This is a genomic window from Nocardia sp. JMUB6875, assembly GCF_041154655.1.
In the GTDB taxonomy this organism is placed as follows: Bacteria; Actinomycetota; Actinomycetes; order Mycobacteriales; family Mycobacteriaceae; genus Nocardia.
In genome coordinates, this window is record NZ_BAAFGR010000006.1 from 18,572 (window position 1) to 37,280 (window position 18,709).

19 protein-coding genes are annotated in these 18,709 nt (G+C 67.7%); 9 read left to right on the plus strand and 10 right to left on the minus strand.

Going from position 1 to position 18,709, the window contains the following annotated elements:
• The first annotated feature begins 122 nt into the window (after nt 1-122).
• From ACAM49_RS02825 to ACAM49_RS02840, 4 genes are all read left to right on the plus strand, one after another.
• Nucleotides 123-848 carry an ESX secretion-associated protein EspG gene (locus ACAM49_RS02825; protein WP_369633869.1) on the plus strand — a complete coding sequence of 242 codons (726 nt, stop codon included), beginning with the start codon at nt 123-125 and terminating at the stop codon, nt 846-848.
• 49 nt (nt 849-897) lie between these two features.
• Nucleotides 898-1,749, plus strand: a complete 852-nt coding sequence (locus ACAM49_RS02830) for a polyphosphate kinase 2 family protein (protein WP_369633870.1) — start codon at nt 898-900, stop codon at nt 1,747-1,749.
• 132 nt (nt 1,750-1,881) lie between these two features.
• On the plus strand, nt 1,882-2,703 hold the full coding sequence (locus ACAM49_RS02835; RefSeq protein ID WP_369633871.1) for a DsbA family protein: 822 nt from the start codon (nt 1,882-1,884) through the stop codon (nt 2,701-2,703).
• The gene (locus ACAM49_RS02840) at nt 2,703-3,269 is read left to right on the plus strand and encodes a vitamin K epoxide reductase family protein (RefSeq protein WP_369633872.1); all 567 of its coding nucleotides are present in this window, start codon (nt 2,703-2,705) and stop codon (nt 3,267-3,269) included. Before ACAM49_RS02835 ends, ACAM49_RS02840 begins: the two co-directional genes overlap by 1 nt.
• 17 nt (nt 3,270-3,286) lie before the next feature.
• On the opposite strand, the gene ACAM49_RS02845 is transcribed toward ACAM49_RS02840, so the two are convergent.
• Together ACAM49_RS02845 and ACAM49_RS02850 are read right to left on the minus strand one after the other, a co-directional pair.
• Nucleotides 3,287-4,381: a S1C family serine protease gene (locus ACAM49_RS02845; RefSeq protein WP_369633873.1), complete on the minus strand. Its 1,095-nt coding sequence runs from the start codon at nt 4,379-4,381 to the stop codon at nt 3,287-3,289.
• A 57-nt stretch (nt 4,382-4,438) separates the two neighbouring features.
• Nucleotides 4,439-5,176, minus strand: a complete 738-nt coding sequence (locus ACAM49_RS02850) for a ZIP family metal transporter (protein WP_369633874.1) — start codon at nt 5,174-5,176, stop codon at nt 4,439-4,441.
• Between the two features lie 107 nt (nt 5,177-5,283).
• Between ACAM49_RS02850 and ACAM49_RS02855 the strand changes: the two genes are divergently transcribed.
• Both ACAM49_RS02855 and ACAM49_RS02860 read left to right on the plus strand, forming a co-directional pair.
• Nucleotides 5,284-6,336 carry an NAD(P)-dependent alcohol dehydrogenase gene (locus tag ACAM49_RS02855; protein WP_369633875.1) on the plus strand — a complete coding sequence of 351 codons (1,053 nt, stop codon included), beginning with the start codon at nt 5,284-5,286 and terminating at the stop codon, nt 6,334-6,336.
• Between the two features lie 146 nt (nt 6,337-6,482).
• Nucleotides 6,483-6,731 (plus strand): hypothetical protein, encoded by a 249-nt coding sequence (locus ACAM49_RS02860; RefSeq protein ID WP_040813683.1) that lies wholly within the window; start codon nt 6,483-6,485, stop codon nt 6,729-6,731.
• Nucleotides 6,732-6,812: 81 nt separating this feature from the next.
• Here the strand turns inward: ACAM49_RS02860 and ACAM49_RS02865 are convergent, their stop codons facing one another.
• From ACAM49_RS02865 to ACAM49_RS02880, 4 genes are all read right to left on the minus strand, one after another.
• Nucleotides 6,813-7,004: an antitoxin gene (locus ACAM49_RS02865; RefSeq protein WP_369633876.1), complete on the minus strand. Its 192-nt coding sequence runs from the start codon at nt 7,002-7,004 to the stop codon at nt 6,813-6,815.
• Nucleotides 7,005-7,078: 74 nt separating this feature from the next.
• A complete protein-coding gene (locus tag ACAM49_RS02870) occupies nt 7,079-7,462 on the minus strand; it encodes a VOC family protein (RefSeq protein WP_369633877.1) in 384 nt (127 codons plus the stop codon).
• A 110-nt stretch (nt 7,463-7,572) separates the two neighbouring features.
• Nucleotides 7,573-8,277 (minus strand): helix-turn-helix transcriptional regulator, encoded by a 705-nt coding sequence (locus ACAM49_RS02875; protein WP_369633878.1) that lies wholly within the window; start codon nt 8,275-8,277, stop codon nt 7,573-7,575.
• A gap of 45 nt (nt 8,278-8,322) precedes the next feature.
• Nucleotides 8,323-8,445, minus strand: coding sequence for a hypothetical protein (locus tag ACAM49_RS02880; protein WP_281033382.1), 123 nt, complete (start codon nt 8,443-8,445; stop codon nt 8,323-8,325).
• Nucleotides 8,446-8,581: 136 nt separating this feature from the next.
• Here ACAM49_RS02880 and ACAM49_RS02885 point away from each other — a divergent pair, with 136 nt between their 5' ends.
• Nucleotides 8,582-9,313, plus strand: coding sequence for an NIPSNAP family protein (locus ACAM49_RS02885; RefSeq protein ID WP_369633879.1), 732 nt, complete (start codon nt 8,582-8,584; stop codon nt 9,311-9,313).
• An 8-nt stretch (nt 9,314-9,321) separates the two neighbouring features.
• Here the strand turns inward: ACAM49_RS02885 and metE are convergent, their stop codons facing one another.
• The 3 genes from metE to aceA form a co-directional block, all read right to left on the minus strand.
• A complete protein-coding gene (metE, locus tag ACAM49_RS02890) occupies nt 9,322-11,637 on the minus strand; it encodes a 5-methyltetrahydropteroyltriglutamate--homocysteine S-methyltransferase (RefSeq protein WP_369633880.1) in 2,316 nt (771 codons plus the stop codon).
• A gap of 196 nt (nt 11,638-11,833) precedes the next feature.
• Nucleotides 11,834-12,706 (minus strand): 3-hydroxybutyryl-CoA dehydrogenase, encoded by an 873-nt coding sequence (locus ACAM49_RS02895; RefSeq protein WP_369633881.1) that lies wholly within the window; start codon nt 12,704-12,706, stop codon nt 11,834-11,836.
• A 298-nt stretch (nt 12,707-13,004) separates the two neighbouring features.
• On the minus strand, nt 13,005-14,294 hold the full coding sequence (gene aceA / locus ACAM49_RS02900; protein ID WP_369633882.1) for an isocitrate lyase: 1,290 nt from the start codon (nt 14,292-14,294) through the stop codon (nt 13,005-13,007).
• A gap of 515 nt (nt 14,295-14,809) precedes the next feature.
• Between aceA and ACAM49_RS02905 the strand changes: the two genes are divergently transcribed.
• Complete coding sequence (locus ACAM49_RS02905) at nt 14,810-15,289, plus strand: DUF1772 domain-containing protein (RefSeq protein WP_369633883.1); 480 nt, start codon at nt 14,810-14,812, stop codon at nt 15,287-15,289.
• Between the two features lie 133 nt (nt 15,290-15,422).
• On the opposite strand, the gene ACAM49_RS02910 is transcribed toward ACAM49_RS02905, so the two are convergent.
• A complete protein-coding gene (locus ACAM49_RS02910; RefSeq protein WP_369633884.1) occupies nt 15,423-15,650 on the minus strand; it encodes a hypothetical protein in 228 nt (75 codons plus the stop codon).
• Nucleotides 15,651-15,829: 179 nt separating this feature from the next.
• Here ACAM49_RS02910 and ACAM49_RS02915 point away from each other — a divergent pair, with 179 nt between their 5' ends.
• A complete protein-coding gene (locus ACAM49_RS02915) occupies nt 15,830-18,706 on the plus strand; it encodes a tetratricopeptide repeat protein (RefSeq protein WP_369633885.1) in 2,877 nt (958 codons plus the stop codon).
• The last annotated feature ends 3 nt before the right edge of the window (nt 18,707-18,709 follow it).

Sequence of the window (18,709 nt, forward strand, 5' to 3'; positions counted from 1 at the left end):
CCGCCATGACAGTGCGCCAGGTCACAGATCGAGCTCTCCGGCGACACCCAGCACCCGCAGAATCTCTCCGGTAGGGTCGCGACGGGACGGAGGTGGTACCGAAGAAAGGGGGGTCGGCCACTGTGAAATGGATTCTGACCCCGGACGAGTTCGCGATGATCTGGACCCGCGAGACCGATCTGGCCCGACGTCCCTACCCGCTCGACACGACCCCGCCCGTGCCCGGCGGCTCGGAGAGCCGGGAGAGCGCCGAGGCCGCACCGCGATTCGCGGCCCCCGCGCTGGGCGGATCACCGCAGCGCTTCCTGCGCCGCACCGATCCGGAACTGGCCGCGGCGCTGGCCCTGTGCGCCCGCACCGACACCACCACGGTCACCCTCTACGGCGAGCACACCGCCGGTCCGCGGGCCCGGCGCATTCTCGCCTTCGCGGCCGTGGCCCAGCAGCGGGTGGGCATCCTGGTCTCACTGCCGGATTCGGTGACCGTATCGCTGTGCCCCGCAGAGCAATTGGGCCGCGAACTGGTCGAGGTCATCGGGTCCGCGCCGCCGGGGCAGCTGGAGCCGCTGCGTGAACCGCAGCAGGCGGTGCTCTATCCCGACGCCACCGGCACCGGCGCGGAGGCCGACCGCTTCCGACGCAAGCTGCGCGAACCGGTGGACGGGCGCGGATTCATCACCGTCACGGTCGAACCCGCGAATCCGCTGTCCCCGCCGACCCGGCACCGCACCTGGCTCGACTTCTCCGGCGACGGCCGCTACCTGCTCACCACCGCCGCGGACCTGACGCTGACCCCCATCACCGACGAGGAACTGGCGGCCCAACTGGTGCAGCTGGCCCGGGTCTGATTCGGCGCGGTTGGCTGCGCGAAACCACCACGCGTGCTAACCATGACGAATGGCGAAGGCGACATCCTGGTCGAAACCGGTCACCAAGGCCCTACGCGCCGATGGCGTGCAGGTGCAGGATCTGAGTACCTCGGCAACCCCCGGATTCAAGGGCGACAAGAAGGCCGGGGAGCAGCTGCTCGCCGAGCGCGCCGAGGTGCTGTCGGATCTGCAGGAGAAGCTGTACGCCAACGGCCGTTCCGGTGACAACCGCAGTGTGCTGCTGGTGTTGCAGGGCATGGACACCGCCGGCAAGGGCGGCATCGTCCGGCATGTCATCGGCTCGGTGGACCCGCAGGGCGTGGATCACGCGGCCTTCGGGGTGCCGACGGCCGAGGAGCGCAAGCACCACTACCTGTGGCGGATTCGCAAGAAGCTGCCGCGCGGCGGCCAGATCGGCGTGTTCGACCGCTCCCACTACGAGGACGTGCTGGTGGTGCGGGTGCACGAGCTGGTGGCCCCGGAAATCTGGGAGAAGCGCTACGACGAGATCAACAAGTTCGAGCGCAAACTCGTGGACGACGGCACCACCGTGGTGAAGGTGGCCATGTTCGTCTCCCTCGACGAGCAGAAGAAGCGGCTCGCGCAGCGGCTGGACCGGCCCGACAAGTACTGGAAGTTCAACCCGAACGACATCGACGAGCGCGCCTTCTGGCCGCAGTACCAAGAGGCGTACCAGGCGGTCCTGGACCGCACCAATACCGACTACGCGCCCTGGTACGTGCTGCCCTGCGACCACAAGTGGTACTCGCGCCTGGCCGTCACCGAACTGCTCATCGACGCGCTGCAGGGCCTGAAGCTGGATTGGCCGGCCGCCGACTTCGATATCGCCGAGCAGAAAAAGCGCCTCGACCGAGCGTGATTGAGACCCCCTCGGGGTCATAGCCCGCCGTTGGTCACGGACAATCGCTCGTGGTCGGACACCCGAGGCGACTCGGCATGCCCGGATACAGGCATCTCTCAGGTTCGCGGGTGAAGATGGGCCCGCAGAGTCGTGACTACGGAAGGCGTGGTGAGCGCGCAGGTGAGCAAGACAACCGGTAAGAATCCGCTGGCGAACGCGGCGAAGGCCGATCGCAATCGGAAGATCCTCATCCAGGTGGGCGTGGCCGTCGTGCTGCTCGGCCTGATCGCGGGCATCGGCATCACCCTGGCCATGCGCAAGCACAACGACGACAAGGCCGAGGCCGCCAACTCCTTCCACTGGGATGCCGCGCAGGCGGCCCTGGTCCCGGCCAACCTCACCCCCGAGGGCGCGATCCGCATCGACAACACCGCCGCGCCCGCACCCGAGGGCAAGCAGAAGGTGAACGTCCGCGTGGTCGCCGACGTGCAGTGCCCGGCGTGCGCCATGTTCGAGAACGCCAATGCCGATGCGCTGAAGAAGGCCGTGCAGAGCGGCCAGGCGGTGGTGGACTACAACATCATCACCTTCCTGGACCGCGCCTCCGGCGGCAATCAGTTCTCCACCCGCGGCGCCGCGGCGGCCTACGTGATGTACGAGGCGGATCCGTCGAAGTTCCAGGGCTGGCTGGCCGAGATGTACGCCAAGCAGCCCAAGGAGGGCGGCGCCGGCATGACCGATGACCAGCTCATCCAGATCGCCAAGGACGCCGGATACACCGATCCCGCTGTCGCCCAGGCGATCAAGGACGGCAAGTACACCGGCTGGGTGAAGACCCAGACCGACAAGGTCTTCGCCACCGGCGTGAAGTCCACCCCGACGGTCTACGTCAACGGCACCCAGGTGCAGGATCCGCAGGCGCTGATGGGCAACGGCGGCATGACCGCGGTGATCGAGAACGCGGGCAAGTGATGATCGCGGCGGGACCCCGCTCGGCTTGGCCGCTGCTGCTGGGTGCGTTGCTCGGCTGGGGAGCGTCGGTGACGCTGCTGGTCGAGAAGTTCAAGTCGCTCACCGAGTCCGGCTACAAGCCGATGTGCACCATCGACGCCACGATCTCGTGCACGACGGTGATGGAGTCCAAGTCCGCGTCCATGTTCGGATTCCCCAATCCGATCATCGGTGTGGTCGGCTTCTCGGTCTTCGTCACCGTCGGCATCCTGCTGGTGGTCGGAATCTCGTTGCCGCGCTGGTTCTTCGCCGGAATGTGGCTGGGTCTGCTGGCCGGCATCGCGGCCATCGGCTGGCTGGTCTGGGACGCCACCTTCGAGATCCACGCGCTGTGCCCGTGGTGCATGGTGGTGTGGGCGGTGACCCCGGCCATGTTCGCGATCGTGACCGGGCTGCTGTTCGGACGCTCGCGCGGGCTGCTGCAGATTCTCGTGGAATGGCGCTGGACGCTGATCGCGATCTACTACGCGATCATCATCCTGACCGTGTACCTCAAGTTCCAGGACTACTGGAACAGCAAGTTCTAGTCGGGCAGGGCCGAATTCTAGTTGGGCGGGCCCACGGTGAGCGTGACGCTCACCGTGCGGCGGCCGCCCGTGGGATCGCTGATCTCGAGCCGCACCACATCGTCCGGTTTATGGGCGTTGAGTGCGGCTTTCAGCATTTGTGAGCTCGTGATGGGGCGGTCGTCGAGGGCGGTGATGATCTCGCCGTCGGCGAGCCCGGCCGCGTAGGCGGGCAGGCCGTAGATGGCCACGTCGATGCGCGCGCCGGTGGGCCGCGCGTCGGAGGTGAGGATGCCGAGGGTGGCGGTGGGGCCGATGTGGACGGTGTCGGTCGGTGTGCCGGAACGGATCTGGCGGACCACGTTCATGGCGGTGTCGATGGGGACGGCATATCCGTTGGGGCCCTTGCCCAAGGTCTTCTGCAGATCGCCCGAGGCGGCGGTGACCACGCCGACCACCGAGCCGTAGCGGTCAACGAGCGCGCCGCCGGACTGCCCGGCGGCCACCGCGGCGGCCACTTCGATCATGCCGTGCAACGACTTTCGCGACAGGTCCGCGGCATTGCGGGCCACGATGGCCGAATCCAGATTGGTGATGGGACCGCCGACCGCGGTCGGGGAGCCGGTGCCGCCCGCATTGCCGATGGCCAGCACGTCGTCGCCCAGGTGCAGCGGGGCGGAACTGCCGATGCGGGCGACCGGGAGACCGTCGGCGCCGGTCAGATCCAGCAGGGCGATATCGGCGCCGGCGTCGTATCCGGCGACGGTGGCGGTGTAGGTCGCGCCGGTGCCGACATCCGAAACCGTCACGGTGTCAGCGCCTTTGATGACGTGATGGCTGGTGAGGATCTCGCCCTCGGCGGTCAGCACGATGCCCGAACCGGCAGCGCCCAGGCCGTAGGGGCGGATGCCGGCGGTGATGTTCACCAGGGCCGGTTCGGCCACCCGGGAGACCAGGTCGACATCCAGCGGCGGGAGCGCGGGGCCGATGAGGGTGGACGACGTGGCGGCGTCGTCCAGGGCCCAGCGGGGCAGTTCGCCTCGGTAGCAGAGGAATCCGGTGAAGCCGAGGAGCGCGGCGACGAAGAGCGCCAGCATGCGGCCGCCCCGGCCTCGACGTCTGCCGTCGTCCACGGACCCTCCCGACTGCCGATCGCCGCTCGAGCTCTACCTAATTGGTGTACCAGTATTTCAGTGGCTCAGGGCGGCTACGAACAACATGAACAGCACCCCGGCCAGCGTGCACAGCAGGGGTCCCCGGGAGGGTTTGCCCGCGTGTGCCTCGGGCAGGATATCGGCCATCGCCAGGTAGAGCAGGAATCCCGCGAAATAACCCAGATAAAGGCCGACCAGTTCCTTCGGCACCTTCACCAGCGTACCGATCACCGCACCGATCACCGGCGCGATCGCGTCCAGTCCGAGCATGATCAGACCCCGCTTGCGGGCATTGCCGTAGAGCGTGGTCAGGGTGAAAGTGTTGAAACCGTCGGCGAAATCGTGGCTGATGACCGCGATGGCCACGGCCGCGCCGACCGTGGTGCTGGCCTGGAAACCGAAGCCGATGCTCAGACCGTCGAGCATGCTGTGGAAGACCAGGCCGCCCGCGGCCAGCAGGCCCAGCGAGCTGAAATCGTGGCCGTGCTGGTGGGCGACGTATTCGTCCTCGTAGCCGGTGTGAATGGCCATGGACCGCTCGATGATGTGCACGGTGAAGAAGCCGACCACCGCGGCCAGCAGCGGGACCGGGACGCCGAGCACGATGCGCTCGTCGGCCTCGAGTGATTCCGGCATCAGATCGAAGGCCACCACGCCGAGCATGACGCCGGCGGCCAGGCCGAGAACCAGGCGCTTGCGGTCGCCGATGCGGGACGCGATCAGGCCGCCGACCAGGGTGGCGCACATCGAGAACAGGGACAGCAGAATCGCCATCGTGTCATCGTGCCGAGCAATTGCCGCGGGGTCGCCACGCCGCGCCGAGCATGAGATATCCGACGACCGGTTGGAGATTGCCGGCATGTGGGAGTAGGCATGACTGCATGAGCACTGCTGCCGCATATGCCGTATCCGCCCCGGACGGGGCCTTCGAGAAGATCGCCATCGAACGCCGCGAGCTCGGACCCCACGATGTGCTGATCGACGTCAAATACGCGGGCATCTGCCATTCCGACATCCACACCGCCCGCAACGAATGGCACGGGACCGCCTACCCGTGCGTGCCCGGCCACGAGATCGCGGGCATCGTCGCCGCCGTCGGCTCCGAGGTGACCCGGCATCGGGTCGGCGACCGGGTCGGGGTGGGCTGCATGGTCGATTCCTGCGGGGAGTGCGAGGCCTGCCTGGCCGGGGAACAGCAGTACTGCACCAAGGGCGTGGTCTGGACCTACAACACCGCGGTGCCCGTGGAACAGCAGGCGGGCGGGTACACCCTCGGCGGCTACTCCACGCAGGTCGTGGTGACCGAGGGTTTCGTGCTGTCGATTCCGGACGGCATCGGGCTCGATGTGGCCGCGCCGCTGCTGTGCGCGGGCATCACGTTGTTCTCGCCGCTGCGGCATTGGAACGCCGGGCCCGGCAAGAAGGTCGCCATCATCGGCATGGGCGGGCTCGGGCACGTGGGTGTGAAGATCGCCGCCGCCATGGGCGCGGAGGTGACCGTGCTCAGCCACTCGCTGTCCAAGCAGGAGGACGGCCTGCGCTTCGGCGCGCAGCACTACTACGCCACCGGTGACCGCGCCACGTTCAAGCAGTTGCGCGGATCCTTCGACCTGATCATCAATACCGTGTCGGCCGATCTGCCGATCGAGGACTACATCAAGTTGCTGAAGCTGGACGGCAGCCTGGTGCTGCTCGGCCTGCCCGACAAGCCCGCCAGCGTAAGGGCTTCCACGCTGGCCGGGATGCGGCGCTCGCTGTCGGGTTCCATGATCGGCGGCATTCCGCAGACGCAGGAGATGCTGAACTTCTGTGCCGAGCACGGCATCGGCGCGGAGATCGAGGTCATCTCCGCCGACCGGATCAACGAGGCGTACGACCGCGCGGTCGCCTCGGATGTGCGCTACCGCTTCGTCATCGACACCGCCACGATGTGATCGCCGGAGGTGTTCGCGCCGACCGTTGTGTCGGCGCGAACACCTTCGCGGCGTCGGCGGGCGGACAGAGAATTCGGCCGCGGATCAGCACCATTGCTTTCACGGGAAACACCTCCCGGAACATGAAAGCCCAAGGAGCAGATCACATGTCGACCCTCACCAAACGTCTGGTGACCGTCACCGCCGCCGCCCTGTTCGCCCTGCCCGTCGGCGCGGGCATCGCCTCGGCGCTCCCGGCCGGGACCGGTATCGCCGCCACCGATCGTGACGACAACTACTGGTACCACTACTACTGCGATCGCGACAGCCACGGCTTCAACTGGGACTACTGCTGGAGCCACTACCGCAACTGGTACGAGCGCGACCACCACGGCCCGCACGAGCAGCGCCGCTGATCCGGCCCCGCGAATCGCGGTGCGGTGGTAGCGAATCCGGCGGCAGTGTCGCCGCCGGCCGCTCGATGACCGAGCTCTTCGCTACTGCCCCGACTGCTCGCGCAGCGCCTGCTTGGCGGCGTCCTGCACCTTGTCCACGGCACCGGCGAACTTGCCGTCGGTCTGCTGGTCGATGGCGTCGCCCGCCTTGTCGATCAGCGGCTCCAGCTTGTCGGCGTGCTGGCCCGCCAGCTCCGCCGCCTTGCCCGCCGCATCCTTCAACTGGTCGAACATGCCCACGATCCATACTCCTGTCGTCGAAAAAGCTTCGCTGACAGGCTAACCGCGCCGGTGTGCGGAATCGGTGATCAGTTCACCGGCGGCGGGCTGAAGATGCCGAAACGGTTGCCCGAGGTGTCGAGGATCTCGGAGAACACCAGGCCGTTCTTGGCGGTGACGGGCTGCACGAACACCTTGCCGCCCGCCTTCTCGGCCGCGGCCAGGATCTCGGGGACATCCTGGACCAGCACGTAGAAGATGGCGTGGTTTCCGGAGGCGTCGGCGGTGTGCGCGATGCCGCCCGCGGGCATATCGCTGCCGGGGTAGGTGACGAGGTCGTAATCGCCGTCCTGGTCCGGATCCGGGGCGAAGTTCCAGCCGAAGAGTTCCTGGTAGAAGGCCTTCACCTGATCGGGCTCATTGCTGCCGACCTGGAACCAGGCCACGGTGTTGAAAGGCGGAGGGTTGGTCATCTCTGTCTCCCGGAGAGTCTGGGGTGGATTGCCTTGCCCCATCACGATCTCCCGGTCCGGCGACAACCCCCTGTCGGTGTTTTTCGGACTTTCCGACGGAGTTTCCGGACCTAGCCGAGCGAGATCATCCGGATCTCGTGCACCGGCTCCGCGGGGCGGCACATGTCGATGGACCGCTCCGGCCCGACCCATTCGGTCAGCTCGATGCCCTTCATGCGATCCAGCCGGAAGTTGCGCGGCTCATCGCGCAGGCGGCACCACGCCAGCAGGTACCAGCCATTGCTGCCGTGCAGCAGCGCCACCGGCTCCACCTCGCGCTCGCTGAGCACGCCGGAGCGGTCCAGATATTCGATGCGCAGCACGCGGCGCGCCACCACGGCCTGCTCCACCTCGGGCGGGATCGGCATCGGCGCGACGGCCTCGGGCGCGTCGAACAGCCGCACCCGCAACGCCAATTGCCGTGCCGCGTCGGCATTCTGCTGCGACATGGCGGCCAGGATCTTGCGCAGCGCACTGCGCCCCGCCGCCGCGAACGGCCCGTCGTCGGCGCGCGCCACCGCCACGGCCAGCGCCACCGCCTCGGCCGCCGTGAAGTTCAACGGTGGCAGCGACATGCTCTTCTCCAGCGCGTACCCGCCGCGGCGCCCCACATCGGCGTAGATCGGTACACCGGACTGCTGCAGCGCGCTGATATCCCGTTCGACCGTGCGCACGCTGACCCCGTGCCGCGCCGCCAATTCCCGTGCCGTGCGGAGGCGCGGCGAAATCGCCCGCAACTCCTCGACAATCGCGTAGAGCCGATCGGTGCGGTTCACGCCCACACCGTAGCCACCCCCACCGACAAGTTTCCGGCTACCGCGTCAGCGTCCCGACTTCCACGGCGGCTCCTGCGCCACCTGGTCGCCCTTCTGGTTGTAGGAGTCGTAGTACTGCTTGTCGCCTTCCGGCTCGTCCGGCTGATTGCCCTTACCCGTCGGATCCACGTCCGCCTCCATCTCGAAAACCGATGGTTCACAAGCTAATCCGTGGTTCATGACCACTTCGTGACTGGCCAGATCTTGACGGAAAGCGGCATTCAGGCCACTGGAACGACTGTCCCAGCGGTGCGACCGTGAAGAGATGACCGAAATCCTCTGGCCGGTCCTCGAATTGCGGCAGTACACACTGCGACCGGGCACCCGCGACACCCTCATCGACCTCTTCGACCGCGAACTGCTCGATCCGCAGGAAGCCTTGGGCGCACGCATGATTGGGCAGTTCCGCGACGAGGACGATCCGGACCGGTTCGTCTGGCTACGCGCCTTCCCCGATATGCGGGCCCGCCATGCCGCGCTGGCCGCGTTCTATCTGGACAGCGAGACCTGGAGAACGCACGCCCCGGCGGCCCGCGCCACCATGGTCGACACCGACGACGTGCTGCTACTGCGCCCTGCCCCGCCGGGCAGCGGGTTCACGGTGCCGGGCGAGCGCCCCGGCCGCGACGCCACCGCTCCCCCTCCCGCGCGGGTCATGGCGACCGTCTACCACCCGTCCGTCGACCTCGACGAGTTCGCCGCGTTCTTCGACGACCGAGTCCGGCCCGCGCTCGCCGCGGCGGACATCCACCCGATCGGCGTCTACGCGACCGAGCCCGCGCCGAATACGTTCGCGCCCTTGCCCGTTCGCGAGGGTGAGTCGGCCTTCACCTGGTTCGCGACATTCGCCGACGACGACCAGCGGGCCGCGCGCCTCGCCGCGCTGATCCGTTCACCGCGATGGCGTGACGACCTCGCTCCCGACCTGAACAAGCGGCTGGAGCGGCCGGAGCAGGTCCTGCGACTCGCCCCGACCGCACGCTCACTGCTGCGCTGACCGAACCGTCAGGCGCTTTCGCCCGCCGCGGCCTCCGCCCGCCGGCGGACGCGGCGGGCCGCCGCGACCATATTGCGCAGCGACGGATCCAGCTGCCAGTGGTGGCGGGTCTTGAGGCCGCCGTCCGGATTCGCCCACAGGCGTTCCGGGGTGACGGCTTCGGCTGCGGCGGTGAGCAATTCGTCCAGCTCGTCGATGTCCGGGATGCGCGCGGAGCGGCTCTCGTACACACCCGGGCCGACACCGTGGGTCAGGCCGCGGCCCTCGGCGCAGTCCTCCTTGAGCGCCTCGAGCACCCATTCGATGGAGCGGGTGGCCACGATGGCGGTCACGTCGGCGTCGAGTTCCTCGATGGCCGCCACCACGTCGCCGCGGCTGGAATAGCCGATGTGCGTGTGGATCTGGGTCTCCGGCTTGACGCCGGAGGTGGCCAGCTTGAACGCGCCGACCGCCCAGCGCAGGTATTCGGCCTGCCCCTTCTTGCGCAGCGGCAGCAGTTCGCGGATGGAGGGCTCGTCCACCTGGATGATGGCGATGCCCGCCTTCTCCAGGTCCACGACCTCGTCGCGAATGGCCAGCGCCACCTGGTCGGCGGTCTCGTAGAGCGGCTGGTCCTGGCGCACGAACGAGCGGGCCAGCATGGTGACCGGGCCGGTGACCATGCCCTTGACCGGCTTGTCGGTGAGCGACTGCGCGTAGGTGGTCCACGACACCGACATGGGCGCCGGGCGCGACACGTCGCCGTACACGATCGGCGGTCGCACGCAACGGGATCCGTACACCTGCACCCAGCCGAAGTGGGTGGTGGCGAAGCCGTCGAGCAGCTCCGCGAAGTACTGGATCATGTCGTTGCGCTCGTGCTCGCCGTGCACGAACACGTCGAGGCCGATGTCCTCCTGCAGGCGGATGGTCGACTCGATCTCGGCCTCGATGCGCTTGCGGTAGTCGTCGTAGGACAGCTTGCCCTGGCCGAGATCGTGGCGGGCCTGGCGGGCCGCCTCGGTCTGCGGGAAGGAGCCCAGCGTGGTGGCGGGCACCAGCGGCAGCCGAAGCTTGGCCTGCTGCGCGACCTTTCGCGTCTCGTAGGGTTCGCGCACCCGCATCTGCGGGGTCACCGCGTACACCCGCTGGCGCACCGCGTGCTTCTGCTTGAAGTGCACCGAGGTCGGCTTCTTGCGCCACTTCTCCGAGGGGCCCTCGGTGAGCGCCTTGGCCAGCGAAACCACCTCCAGCACCTTCTGTTTGGCGAAGGCGAGGCGGTCCGCGACGGGGCCCTCGAGCTCGTATTCGACGAGCACGTCGTAGGGCACGTGCAGCAGCGTGGCGCCGGTCGACACCACCATGTCGGGGCAGACCTGGGCGAGCTTGTTGAGGTATTCCAGCGTCACGTACCGGTCGGCGCGCCACACATTGGTGCCGCTGATGACGCCGGCATAGAGCCGCTTGCGCTTGATGCCCGGAATCTTGGCCAGCTCCTCGGGCACCACGCGGTAGCTCGCGAGGTCCAGGCCGATGGCCTCCACCGCGGTGCGGCACAGGATTTCGGTGGCCTCACCGAAGTCGCCGTACTGCCCGGTGACCAGCATGCGCGGGCGCAGCGGGGCCTTGGACAGCCGCTGGTAGGTCTTCTCGAACAGCTCCATGGTCGAGGGCGAGCGGTCGCTGGTGAAGCACGGCTCGTCCAGCTGCACGCAGGTGGCGCCGCGCTTGGCGAGGATCTCGAACAGTTCCTCGTACACCGGCAGCAGCTTGTCCAGCAGCACCAGCTTGTCGAATTCGGTCTGGCCGGGGACGTGTCCGGTCTTGGACAGCAGCAGCAGCGACAGCGGGCCGAGGATCACCGGCCGCAGTTCGATGCCGTCGGCCTTGGCGCGGTCGAATTCGTCGAGCAGGGCCTCGGGGTGCAGCGAGAATTCGGTGTCGGTGTCGAGTTCGGGCTGCCGGTAGTGGTACGGCGTGTTCAGCAGCTTGACCAGCTCGAGCGGCGGCAGGTCAGGCCGGCCGCGAGCCATCAGGAAGTAGAAGTCCAACGGGTCCAAGCCTTCTCGATAGGGCTCGAACCGCTTGGGGACCGCGCCGAAGAGCAGCGCGTTGTCGAGGATGTGGTCGTAGAACGAGAAGGTGTTGCCGGGGACCTGCGTCAACCCGGTGGCGGCCAGCTCGCGGTACTGGCTGTCCTGGATATCGCGCCCGACGGCGAGCAGCTCGTCGCGAGACAGCGTGCCGTGCCAGTACGACTCCAGCGCACGCTTTAGCTGCCGATGCTCGCCGATGCGCGGGTAACCCAGAATGCTGGACCCGAACCCGTCGGTGACGTTGACCATCTGAACGGACACTCCTTCCGAGCTGCCGGTCCCGAACGACCTGATTGCAGCTTATGCCCGGTTGTGGTGGACGCCGCCACATGCCCTGCGGCGTGCACCTTGGAGAAAAAGACGCTCTGCTCTTTGCGGAGAAAAACACGATGCGCTCACGCGACCACCCGCGTGAGCGCATCGATACGCCATGGAAAGGCTCAGATCACGCGCGGTTGTACTGGTAGAAGCCGGCTCCGGCCTTCTTGCCCAGCAGCCCGGCCTCGACCATGCGCGAGAGCAGCGGGGGCGCGCTGTACAGCGGCTCCTTGAACTCCTCGTACATGGAGTCGGCGATGGACTTCACGGTGTCGAGGCCGACCAGGTCGGTCAGGGCCAGCGGGCCCATCGGGTGGGCACAGCCCAGCACCATGGCCTTGTCGACGTCTTCCTTGGTGGCGAAACCGGATTCGACCATGCGGATGGCCGAGAGCAGGTACGGCACCAGCAGCGCGTTGACCACGAAACCCGAGCGGTCGGCGGAGCGCACCACCTGCTTGCCCAGCACGTCGGCGGCGAACTGCTCGGCGCGCTTGGTGACGGTGTCGGTGGTCTTGAGCGTGGTGACCAGCTCGACCAGCGGCAGCACCGGCACCGGGTTGAAGAAGTGCATGCCAACGACCCGCTCCGGGTTGTTGGTGGCCACGGCGATCTTCATGATCGGAATGGAAGAGGTGTTGGAGGCCAGCACCGCGTTCGGATCGGTGACGACCTTGTCGAGTTCGGCGAAGATCGCGGTCTTCACGTCCTCGTTCTCCACGACGGCCTCGACCACCAGCTGACGGTCGGCGAAATCGCCGAGGTCGCTGGTGAAGCGCAGCCGCCAGGCGGCCTGCTCGCGCTCGCGCTCGGTGATCTTGCCGCTGGACACCCCGCGGTCCAGCGACCGCAGGATGCGGGCCCGCCCGGCGGCGGCGAGCTCACGGGTCTGCTCGAAAACAAGCACATCGACGTGTGCCCGGGCGCAAACCTCCGCGATGCCCGCGCCCATCTGTCCTGCGCCGATGATGCCGACGCGCTGAATCTTCTCTGTGCTCACGGTCCCGCTCCTGCTCTTTGGCCGTCGTGGCTGTGGATGAAGGCGTCGTATAACTGAACGACCCTGCGCCTTCTTAAGGTCTTGAAAAGCTGTCTTACGAAAAACGTTATAAGGAAATGCCCTCCCCGCCGGGGCTGTCGACGGGAAGGGCGGGTGGACTCGCCGAGAGGGGCTTGCCATCCCTCTCGGCGAGTCCTGAGGTCCCGCGGCGGCGGAAGGTGTGATGCGACTGCCGCCTCGGGGTTGTCCTCGGAACCTGAAGTGGCTCAGCTGTTTACGCCGAGCCGCCTCGGGTGGCTCAGTGGAACTGGCCCTCTTCGGTCGAGCCCTTCAGCGCCGCGGTGCTGGTGTTGGGGTCAACGGTGGTGGCGATGGTGTCGAAGTAGCCGGCGCCGACCTCACGCTGGTGCTTGACGGCGGTGAAGCCACGCTCGGCGGCGGCCTTGAACTCGCGCTCCTGCAGGTCGACGAAGGCGGTCATGCCCTCGCGGGCGTAGCCGTGCGCCAGGTCGAACATGCCGTAGTTCAGCGAGTGGAAGCCGGCCAGGGTGATGAACTGGAACTTGAAGCCCATGGCGCCCAGCTCGCGCTGGAACTTCGCGATGGTCGCGTCGTCCAGGTGCGCCTTCCAGTTGAAGGACGGCGAGCAGTTGTAGGCCAGCAGCTGGTCCGGGAACTCGCCGCGGACGGCCTCGGCGAACTTGCGCGCGACCTCGAGGTCCGGCACGCCGGTCTCCATCCAGATGAGGTCGGCGTAGGGGGCGTAGGCCTTGGCACGCGCGATGCAGGGGTCGATGCCGTTGCGGGTACCGAAGAAGCCCTCGGCGGTACGGGTGCCGTCCAGGAACTCGCGGTCGCGCTCGTCCACATCGGAGGTGATGAGGGTGGCGGCCTCGGCGTCGGTGCGGGCGATGATCACCGACGGCACGTCGGCGACGTCGGCGGCCAGACGCGCGGAGGTCAGGGTGCGGATGTGCTGCTGGGTGGGGATCAGCACCTTGCCGCCCAGGTGGCCGCACTTCTTCTCGGAGGCCAGCTGGTCCTCCCAGTGCACGCCGGCCGCGCCGGAGGCGATCATGGCCTTCTGCAGCTCGTAGGCGTTCAGGGCGCCACCGAAGCCGGCCTCGGCGTCGGCGACGATCGGGGCCAGCCAGTTGGCGACCGAGGTGTCACCCTCGACCTTGGCGATCTCGTCGGCGCGCAGCAGCGCGTTGTTGATGCGGCGGACCACGGCCGGAACCGAGTTGGCCGGGTACAGCGACTGGTCCGGGTAGGTGTGGCCGGACAGGTTCGCGTCACCGGCGACCTGCCAACCGGACAGGTAGATGGCCTTCAGGCCGGCGCGGACCTGCTGCACGGCCTGGTTGCCGGTGAGGGCGCCCAGGGAGTTGATGTAGTCCTCGTTGTTGACCAGATCCCAGAGGATCTCGGCGCCACGACGAGCGAGGGTGTGCTCCTCGACGACGGTGCCCTGCAGCTTGACGACCTGCTCGGCCGTGTAGTTGCGGGTGATGCCCTTCCAGCGCGGGTTGGTGTCCCAGTCCTTCTGGATCTCCGCAGCGGTCTTCGGGGTGCCGACGTTCGACATCTCTGACTCCACTTCTTCGTTCGGTCTCGGTAGCCCCGCCGGTCGAATCCCGGAGGGATGTTCGACCACTGCTGGAGCGGCAATTTGCAGACTTGCTAGGCCCGCGAGGTGTACTTCCACACGATGGCACAGGACAAAAGTCCCGTCTACCTGTTGCAAGTGTGAATCCACGCTAGCTTTCACCGGCATTTTGCTAATGCTGCGAAATTTGCTTGCGAATAGCAGCCGTGGAATCTACTTGCCAGTAGGCCTGACATGCGGTTTTGCATAACGCTCGTACTGTTTGCGTGACGGGGGCCACCGGTGCATGACGCGCCGACGGCCGTCCAGATGTGAGCACCTTCACAGCCCATTGTGATCTTGATAGTTGTGAGGCGAGCCACCGGGGTCCGAAATTCAATCCGTTCAGACGACCGGAAATCGGATATCTAGCACCGCTAGACAACCTAGCCCTAGCGCTGCTATCTTTGCTTCAGTTCCTAGCGTCGCTAGATTCCAGTCGAAAGAGGCCTCAAATGCTCGTCCTGACCGGCCAGATCCTCGCCGCCCTCGCCGTACTTGCCAATGCCGTCGTCTACGGCACCGACTGGTCGGTGGCCCTCATTACCCGCTCGGTCTACCGCGACCACCTCGACGACGCCACCATGACGATCAGCGCCGGGTGGGGCCACTACTACGGCGACAAGCGGATGCCGGTCTTCGGCGCGGGCGGCGTCATCACCGCCGTCCTCGCCCTGGGATTCGCCATCGCCGCCGGGCAGTTCGGCGCGGCCGCGGCCGCCGGCATCGCGCTCGCCGCCCTGCTCACCTGGCTGGCCTGCTACGTCCTGATCGCCAAGCCGGTCAACACCGCCCAGACCGCCGCCGCGCAGACCGGCGTGATCCCCGCCAATGCCCGTGCCCTGCAGGCCAAGTGGGACAGCATCCTCAACCTGCGGGTGGCCCTGCAGACGATCGCCCTGGCCGGTCTGCTCGCCGCCCTGGCCCTCTTCTGACCCACCCGTGCCCTTCCGCACCCGAAGGCCCCGCACCGATTCCGGTGCGGGGCCTCGTGTTTCCCGGCGGGTCGAACGACCGCCGGGCCGCCGCCGATTTGCTCCCCTCCGGCCCATCGGCGGAGTCTGCCGGTCAGCCCACCGGCGGAGCGGCCGAGATCGGACAGAACGGTTCGCATACCCCGGCCACCACGGACCGCGTCGGAGTCACGGACCCCGGATCGGTCGAGACGTGGCTGCCGCAGCCGACGGTGACGACGAGCATGACCAACACCGCGAAGGCGAGGACCGCACAGGCGCCGATCACCATCCAGCACAGGTTGAACCGACTCGGCAGCGGGACCAGATAGATGACACCCATGCCAGAACTCCTTCCGCCCCGGCCGACCGTGCCGCCGGTCGACCCGACTTCAGGATGCGGAATTCGGGTCACCGCTTCACGAAGTGGAAAGCGAGAACTTTCGCAATTGAGACACGGTGCTTGACCTGGCGAAACACCCACTGCTACCAAGGAATCGGCAATAACCGGGGGAAGAAATCGTGAGTGCTCGTCATCCCACCACGCGAGCGGAGCGGCGGCGGCTGCGAGATGGCCTGGCCGCCACCGGATTATCCGATGCGCAACTGCTGCCGCTGCTGGTGAACGAGCTGCGCCAGAAGGGGTTACGGCCGCGGGTGGCGTGGCGCTACGCGGCGGGCCTGGCCCGCACCAACGGCCGCCGCGAGATCGCCGAGCTCACCCTCGAGGACGTGGCCGAACAGTTCAACGACCATCGCGACGATCACCGCAGAACCGTTCAGGGCAACCAGATCTCGTACTTCGAGCGCTGGCCGGCCGTCCGCACCGGCCCGCGCCTGACCGTCGAGGTGCTGGAGTTGCTGGCCCGCATCTACGGCACCACCTGGGACGAACTGGTCGACGCCGAGGACCTGGCGCAGCTGGAACCCGCGGCCGTGGAGCGCTTTCGCGATGCGGTGGCCCGGCGCAGCAGCCTCCCGGCCGGGGCGCCGATCGCGGATCTGCCGCCGCGCGAACCGAATTTCGTCGGCCGAAAGGAGGCGGTCGGGGAGTTGAACCGCCGGATCGTGGCGCATCGGCGGGCCCGCAGCGCGCCGTCGGTGCACGTGATCCACGGCCATCCCGGGGTCGGGAAGACCGCGCTGGCCCGCTTCGCCGAGGCCCTGTTCTCCGCCCGCTATCCCGACGGCCGGATCTGGGTGGATCTGCACGGCTACACCCCGGGCCAGGATCCGCGCGAACCCGCCGATGTGCTCGAACAGCTGTTGCTGGAGATCGGGGTGCCGCGCGAGACCATCCCGCCGGACCTCGCCCGCCGCTCGGACAAGTGGCGAAACGCCATGCGCGACAAGCAGATGTACCTCACCTTCGACAACACCCCCGACAGCGATCACGTCCGCGATCTGCTGCCGCTGTCGCCCGGCACGCTGGTGGTGGTCACCAGCCGCACCCATCTCACCAAGCTGGCGGGCGCCGACCCGCTGCCGCTGGAGGCGATGAACAGCGTGGAGGCCGAGCAGCTGCTGGTCCGCCTGGCCGGTCTGCCGCCGGGCTACGACCGCGAGGCCGCCACCCAGATCGTCCGCACCGCGGGCAATCTGCCGCTGGCCATCAAGCTGATCGCGGGCCATATCGCCTATCACGGTGAGAGCGCGCTGTCCTCGTTCGCCGCCGACTTCGCCGAGCTGACCGAGCGCGGTAAACGCGCGTCGGATCCGGCGGGCGACTCCCCGGCCCGCCACATTCTCGAGAAGTTCCGCGCCGAGGACGAATCGGTGCGCACCGCCTTCGAGATGTCGTATCGCCGCCTGCGCGATCCGGAGCTGCAGCGCCTGGTCCGGCTGCTGGGTTCCTTTCCGGGCTCGGAGGTCACCGCCGAGATCCTGGGCGCCATGGCCGCGATCTCGGTGGACGAGGCGAAGAACCTGATCAACCGGTTGTCCGAGGCGGGCCTGCTGGACGCGGTGGCCGGTCCGAATCAGCCGTCGCGGTATCGCATGCACGATCTGAACCGGCTCTGCGCGCAGGTGGAGGCCGAGCTGGAGAATCGGCCGGAGGATCGGCGGGTGGCGATCGCGCGGATCGTCGCGCACAGCCTGACGGTGGCGCGGCAGGCGGCTTCCTTGCGGCCCTTCGATTCCGCGGGCAGCCGCGCTACAGCGACGAGTTCGCTGGACGCGGCCGCGCACGCGCGGGGCTGGCTGAGCCGGGAGCGCGAACTGCTGCTCGGCTGCCTGCCGCTGGACGAAATGACCTCGGACACCGCGGAATTGGCGCGCCTGCTGGCCTGTCATCTGTGCAGCCTCGGGCACTGGTCGGACGCGGACCGGCTCTACGCGCAGGCGCTATCGATCGCGGACCATCTCGAGGACGCGACGGCGCGGGCCTGGGCGCTGCTGGGCCGCGGGCGGATTCACCGCCTGCGCGGCAATCACGAGAGTGCACGAGCCACGTACGCGGCCGCCCGCCGCATCGGGTTGGAGCTGACCGACCGGCGCATTCAGGTCGAATCACTGTGCGAGCTAGGGCAATCCGAGTGGGTGACGGGCGAATACGATCTGGCCCGGTCGAATTTCCATGAGGCCCTGCTGATTTCCCGGGAGATCGGGCACAAGCAGACGGAATGCGATGCACTGGAAGGGCTCAGCCACACCGAACGCATGTCCTCCCGATACCGGGAGGCGGAGGTCCGGTCGCGGGAAGCGCTGGTCATCGCCTCCGACCTGACCGATCTGGAGCGGCTGGCGGCCGTGCAGTGGAGTTATGCGGAGGTCGCGCGCCTGTGGGGCCGCTATGACACCGCCCGGCCGCTGTATCTCAATGTGCAGCGCATCGCGCGCAGCATCGAACAGCGCAAGCTCGAGGGTGATGCGCTGCGCGGCCTGGGTCATGTGGAGCGCATGACCGGCAGTATCGAGGTGGCGCGCAATCGGTTCGACGCCGCGCTGGGCATCGCCCGCCGGATCGGCGATCAGTACGGGGAGCTCTTGTCGCTGTGGGGTCTGGGCCATCTGGCCCGTTCGCGCGGCGACTACGACGACGCCCGGGATTGCTTCACCGAGGCCTCGGCGATCGCGCAGATCATCGCGGAACCGCTGGGACAGATCGATACGCTGCGCGGGCTCGGGCATGTCCACCGGCACTACGTCGACAGTGCCGAACGCAATGAATACCGGCTGGCCCAGCGTTTCTACGCGGATTCGCTGCGGATCGCCCAGCGGCTCGGGGACATCCACGGCCAGGCCGACGCCCTGCGCGCGCTCGGGAAACTCGCGGCGCGCGCGGGAGATCCGGATTCCGGCCGGGCCCGGCTCGAGCAGGCGCTGGAGCTCTATGAACAGATCGAATTGCCGGTACTCGACCTGGTCCGGGCCGAGCACGCGGCAATGCGCGTCTGAGCC